The organism is uncultured Salinisphaera sp. (assembly GCF_964012375.1).
Taxonomy (GTDB): domain Bacteria; phylum Pseudomonadota; class Gammaproteobacteria; order Nevskiales; family Salinisphaeraceae; genus Salinisphaera.
The window spans coordinates 1-4,479 of sequence record NZ_CAXGSH010000156.1 but is presented as its reverse complement, the minus strand read 5'-3'; the positions used below and the strand labels follow the sequence as shown (position 1 = coordinate 4,479).

General features: G+C 63.2%; 5 protein-coding genes and 1 pseudogene. 5 read left to right on the top strand and 1 reads right to left on the bottom strand.

From position 1 onward, the window contains the following. The 5 genes and pseudogenes from ABNU97_RS17275 to ABNU97_RS17255 all read left to right on the top strand — a co-directional run. Positions 1–713 (top strand): annotated as a pseudogene (locus tag ABNU97_RS17275) (aminomethyl-transferring glycine dehydrogenase subunit GcvPB); the annotation flags it as partial. A gap of 118 nt (positions 714–831) precedes the next feature. Continuing rightward, positions 832–1,767: a carbohydrate kinase family protein gene (locus ABNU97_RS17270; protein WP_348767905.1), complete on the top strand. Its 936-nt coding sequence runs from the start codon at positions 832–834 to the stop codon at positions 1,765–1,767. A 20-nt stretch (positions 1,768–1,787) separates the two neighbouring features. Beyond that, complete coding sequence (locus tag ABNU97_RS17265; protein ID WP_348767904.1) at positions 1,788–2,327, top strand: GNAT family protein; 540 nt, start codon at positions 1,788–1,790, stop codon at positions 2,325–2,327. A 294-nt stretch (positions 2,328–2,621) separates the two neighbouring features. Beyond that, positions 2,622–3,413 carry a prolipoprotein diacylglyceryl transferase gene (gene lgt, locus ABNU97_RS17260; RefSeq protein WP_348767903.1) on the top strand — a complete coding sequence of 264 codons (792 nt, stop codon included), beginning with the start codon at positions 2,622–2,624 and terminating at the stop codon, positions 3,411–3,413. Further along, positions 3,410–4,231, top strand: a complete 822-nt coding sequence (locus ABNU97_RS17255; protein WP_348767902.1) for a thymidylate synthase — start codon at positions 3,410–3,412, stop codon at positions 4,229–4,231. The genes lgt and ABNU97_RS17255 overlap by 4 nt, the downstream gene beginning before the upstream one ends. A 54-nt stretch (positions 4,232–4,285) precedes the next feature. Here ABNU97_RS17255 and ABNU97_RS17250 read toward each other — a convergent pair. After that, positions 4,286–4,479, bottom strand: a 194-nt coding sequence (locus ABNU97_RS17250) for a hypothetical protein (protein ID WP_348767901.1), incomplete at its 5' end; no start/stop codon positions are given.

Sequence of the window (4,479 nt, the reverse complement as noted above, 5' to 3'; positions counted from 1 at the left end):
TCGACGTCATCCACATGAATCTGCACAAGACCTTCTCCACACCGCACGGCGGCGGCGGGCCGGGCTCCGGTGCGGTGGGCGTGGGTAAACGGCTGCGCGACTTCATGCCCATCCCGGTGGTCGGGCGCGACGGCGAGGGCGATGATGCGACGTATCGCTGGCTGAGCGAAAAGGACATTCCGAATACGATCGGGCGGTTGTCCGCGTTCATGGGCAATGCCGGCGTGCTGCTGCGGGCCTATGTCTATGCCCGGCTGCTCGGGCGTGACGGCATGACCCGGGTGGCCGAATTTGCCACCCTCAACTCGAACTATCTGATGGCGCGGCTACGCGCGGCCGGCTTCGATCTGGCCTTTCCCGAGCGGCGTGCCAGCCACGAGTTCATCGTCACCCTCAAGCGCCAGAAGCAGCAGCTGGATGTCAGTGCGACCGACGTCGCCAAGCGGCTGCTCGACTACGGTTTTCACGCGCCGACCATCTATTTCCCGCTACTCGTGCCCGAGTGCTTTCTCATCGAGCCGACCGAAAGCGAATCCAAGGAAACCCTGGATGCCTTCGTCGACGCCATGGTCGCGATCTGGGAAGAAGCCAAGGCCGATGCTACGACCTTGAAAGAGGCGCCGGTTAAGCTGCCGGTACGGCGTCTGGACGAGGTCGCCGCCGCCAAGAACCTCGATCTGAAGCACGAATCCGCCACCGCGGCCGGCGCCTGAGTCACGGCCGCCGACCGAACTCGCCGGCTGTATGCCATGGCTATGGCATGATGGGCGGCTGACCTTCGTGTGACGTGCCTTCGGCGCGTACCGAATCTCATCGAATAAAGGACAAGCTATGTCAGCTCTGATCTGCGGATCTTTCGCCTACGACACGATCATGGTCTACACAGGCCACTTCAAGAACGAGATCCTGCCGGATCGCGTGCATATGCTGAACGTGTCGTTTCTGGTGCCGGAGATGCGGCGCGAGTTTGGCGGCTGTGCCGGCAATATCGCCTATTCCCTGAAGCTGCTGGGCGGTGACGGCATGCCCATGGGCACGGTCGGCACCGACTTCGACGATTATGCCGCCTGGATGGACGAGCACGGCATCAGCCGCGATTACATCAAGGGCGTGGACGATGCCTATACCGCCCAGGCCTATATCACCACCGATTTGGACGACAACCAGATCACCGCCTTTCATCCGGGGGCGATGAACTATGCCCACGAGCAGCAGGTGCCCAGCGACGCGGGCATCACGCTGGGCATCGTCTCCCCCGACGGCAAGGACGGCATGGTCCAGCACGCGGCCCAGTTCGCGGAGGCCGGCATCGATTTCATCTTCGATCCGGGCCAGGGCCTGCCGATGTTCAACGGCGAAGAGCTCAAGCGCTTTCTTGGCCAGGCGGCGTATGTCGCGGTTAACGACTACGAAGCCGAGCTGATGAGCGATCGCACCGGCCTGTCGGTCGCCGAGATGGCCAAAAACCTCAAGGCCATGATCGTGACCAAGGGCGGGGAGGGGTCGGTGATTCACGCCGACGGCGAACAGTTCAAGATTCCTGCCGGCTCGCCTACCGCGCTGGCCGACCCGACCGGCTGTGGCGATGCCTTTCGTGCCGGTTTGATCTGGGGGCTGCAGCAGGGCCTGGACTGGCCGACGATCGGCCGCGTGGCCTCGCTGATGGGCACGATCAAGATCGAGCGCCCCGGCACCCAGAACCATCGCTTCACCATGGATGAGTTCAAGGCGCGCTACAAGGAAGAATTCGAGCAAGAACTGGGCTGAATACTGCCAGCGAGGCCGTCATGATCAGCATGCCCCAGCGCCTGAGCACGCCGCGGCTGACGCTGCGCGTGCCCCATGGCGGCGATGCCGACGCGATCTTCGCGTTCGCAAGCGATGCCGAGGTCACCCGGTTCATGACCTGGGCACAGCATGTCGACCTCGACGACAGCAGCGACTTTCTCGACGACGTGGCCGAGGGCTGGTCGTCGGGTGAAGACTACTGCTGGCTCATCGAGCATCCCGAACGTGGCGGCATCGGCACGGTGGCCTGTTCGTTCAGCGAGCACGGCGCCGAGATCGGCTATGTGCTCGCCCGTTCGGCCTGGCGCGAGGGCTTTGGCCGCGAGGCCGCGGCCGCGGTCTTCGATGCCGCGCAATCCATCGACGACCTCTATCGAATCTGGGCGACCTGCGATACCGAAAACGCGGCCTCAAAGCGCATTCTCGAAGCCCTGGGCATGGTCTACGAAGGCTGTTTGCAGCGCTGGTCGCCGCGGCCGAATCATGCCGACCGGCGCAATGGGCCGCGCGATGTGTTCATGTACGCCTGGACGCGGTGATCGACCGGTTGATTTTTGCCGTCGGGCGCCGCGCTTTGATGGCCCGCTGCGGCGAGGTCCTGCCGTTGGCGGACTACGGCCAACGCCCTTGGCGTATTGCGTAACAGCGCTGCAACGCGCAATTGCCATAAGATAGCGCCCATTCAGCAAGTCTGAACCGCCAACGTCCGTACGGGCGCGGGGCTTGTATCAGGTCGGCATCCCCTTCGGGGCGCCGCCTGGCTCGGTTTACAGGTGCGCGCTCGCCCGTGCGGTGCTCGCAACAAACGTCAACACGACCTAGAATTCTTCGCCATGTTCGTGCATCCCGATATCGACCCCGTCGCCGTAGCCATCGGCCCGCTTGCCGTGCACTGGTACGGCCTGATGTATCTGCTGAGTTTTCTCATCGGCTGGGGGCTCGGCATCGTGCGCACGAAGCAGGCGCATATCCACTGGCAGCGCGAAGAAGTCGGCGATCTGCTGTTCTATGTGGTGCTCGGCGTGGTCGTGGGCGGGCGCGTGGGCTATATGCTGTTCTACCAGCCCGGCCTGCTGCTGGATAACCCGTTGCAGCTGTTCTATATCTGGCAGGGCGGCATGTCTTTTCATGGCGGCATGCTCGGGGTATTCGCCGCGGCCGGCTGGTTCGCGCGCAGCACGCAGCGTGCGTTTTTCGATATCACCGACTTCGTGGCGCCCATCGTGCCGGTCGGCCTGTTCTTCGGGCGTATCGCCAACTTCATCAACGGCGAGCTGATCGGCCGGGTGACGGACGTGCCCTGGGCCATGATCTACCCGCATGTCGACATGGCGCCGCGCCATCCCTCCGAGCTCTATGAAGCCGGGCTCGAAGGTCTGCTGCTGTTCGCGATTCTGTGGCTGTTTGCCCGCAAGCCGCGTCCGCGCATGGCTGTTTCGGGGTTGTTCCTGGTCGGCTACGGCTGTCTGCGGTTCTTTGCCGAGTTCTTCCGCCAGCCGGACTCGTTTCTCGGCTTCGTCGCCTTCGACTGGATGACCATGGGGCAGGTGCTGTGTACGCCGATGATCCTGGGCGGCATTCTGTTGCTCGCTCTGGCTTATCGGCATAAGCCGGTGACGTCATGAGTGGCACGGCCAGGGCGGCACTCGAGCAGCCGTATCTGGATCTTATGCGCGAGGTGCGCCACCACGGTACGCCCAAGGGCGACCGCACGGGCACCGGTACGCTGTCGGTGTTCGGGCGCCAGATGCGCTTTGATCTGACACAGGGGTTTCCGGTACTCACGACCAAGAAACTCTATCTGCGCGCGATCATCCACGAGTTGCTGTGGTTCATCGCCGGCGATACCAACATCGGCTATCTCAAGGACAACCGTGTTCGCATCTGGGACGAATGGGCGGACGAAAACGGTGATCTCGGCCCGGTCTATGGCTATCAGTGGCGCAGCTGGCCCGCCCCCGACGGGGCCTCGGTGGATCAGCTGGCCAAGGTCGTGGACTCGATCAAGCACAACCCGGATTCGCGCCGGCATATCGTGACGGCCTGGAATCCGGCTCAGGTCGACGATATGGCACTGCCGCCCTGCCATTTGCTGTTCCAGTTCTATGTGGCCGACGGGCGTTTGTCCTGCCAGCTCTACCAGCGCAGTGCGGATATCTTTCTGGGCGTGCCGTTCAATATCGCGTCCTATGCGCTGCTCACGCACATGATCGCGCAGGTCTGCGGGCTGCAGGTCGGCGAGTTCGTGCATACCCTGGGCGACGCGCATTTGTATCTGAATCATCTCGAGCAGGCCGACGAACAGCTCGCGCGCACGCCGTATCCGGCCCCGCGTCTGTGGCTTAACCCTGACGTAAACGATCTTTTCGCGTTCAGCTTCGACGATATTCGACTCGAAGGCTACGAGAGTCATGCCCGAATCAGCGCCCCGGTCGCTGTATAGATCCTAGGGCGTGTCGTCATAAGATATGACGTCGCATTGCCCGCACCGGGCGTGTCAGGCAAGGCGCGGGTCGCCGAGCGTGGCGGGCCCACGGTCAAGGGCCGCAACGCCGCACGGCGCGTCCGGCGCGGGCAACCCCCAACGAATAACGATCGGTCGACGGCCAAGCCCCGGCAATCCTGCGCCATAGTCGATTTTCAGGGGCTCGCTTACGTGGAACAACCACGCGACGCTCGCGATGCCTTGTC

Bases quoted from the DNA above. Each gene is read 5' to 3' on its own strand.
- ABNU97_RS17265 (WP_348767904.1), top strand. From the start codon at position 1,788: ATGATCAGCATGCCCCAGCGCCTGAGCACGCCGCGGCTGACGCTGCGC.
- lgt (WP_348767903.1), top strand. From the start codon at position 2,622: ATGTTCGTGCATCCCGATATCGACCCCGTCGCCGTAGCCATCGGCCCG.
- ABNU97_RS17255 (WP_348767902.1), top strand. From the start codon at position 3,410: ATGAGTGGCACGGCCAGGGCGGCACTCGAGCAGCCGTATCTGGATCTT.
- ABNU97_RS17270 (WP_348767905.1), top strand. From the start codon at position 832: ATGTCAGCTCTGATCTGCGGATCTTTCGCCTACGACACGATCATGGTC.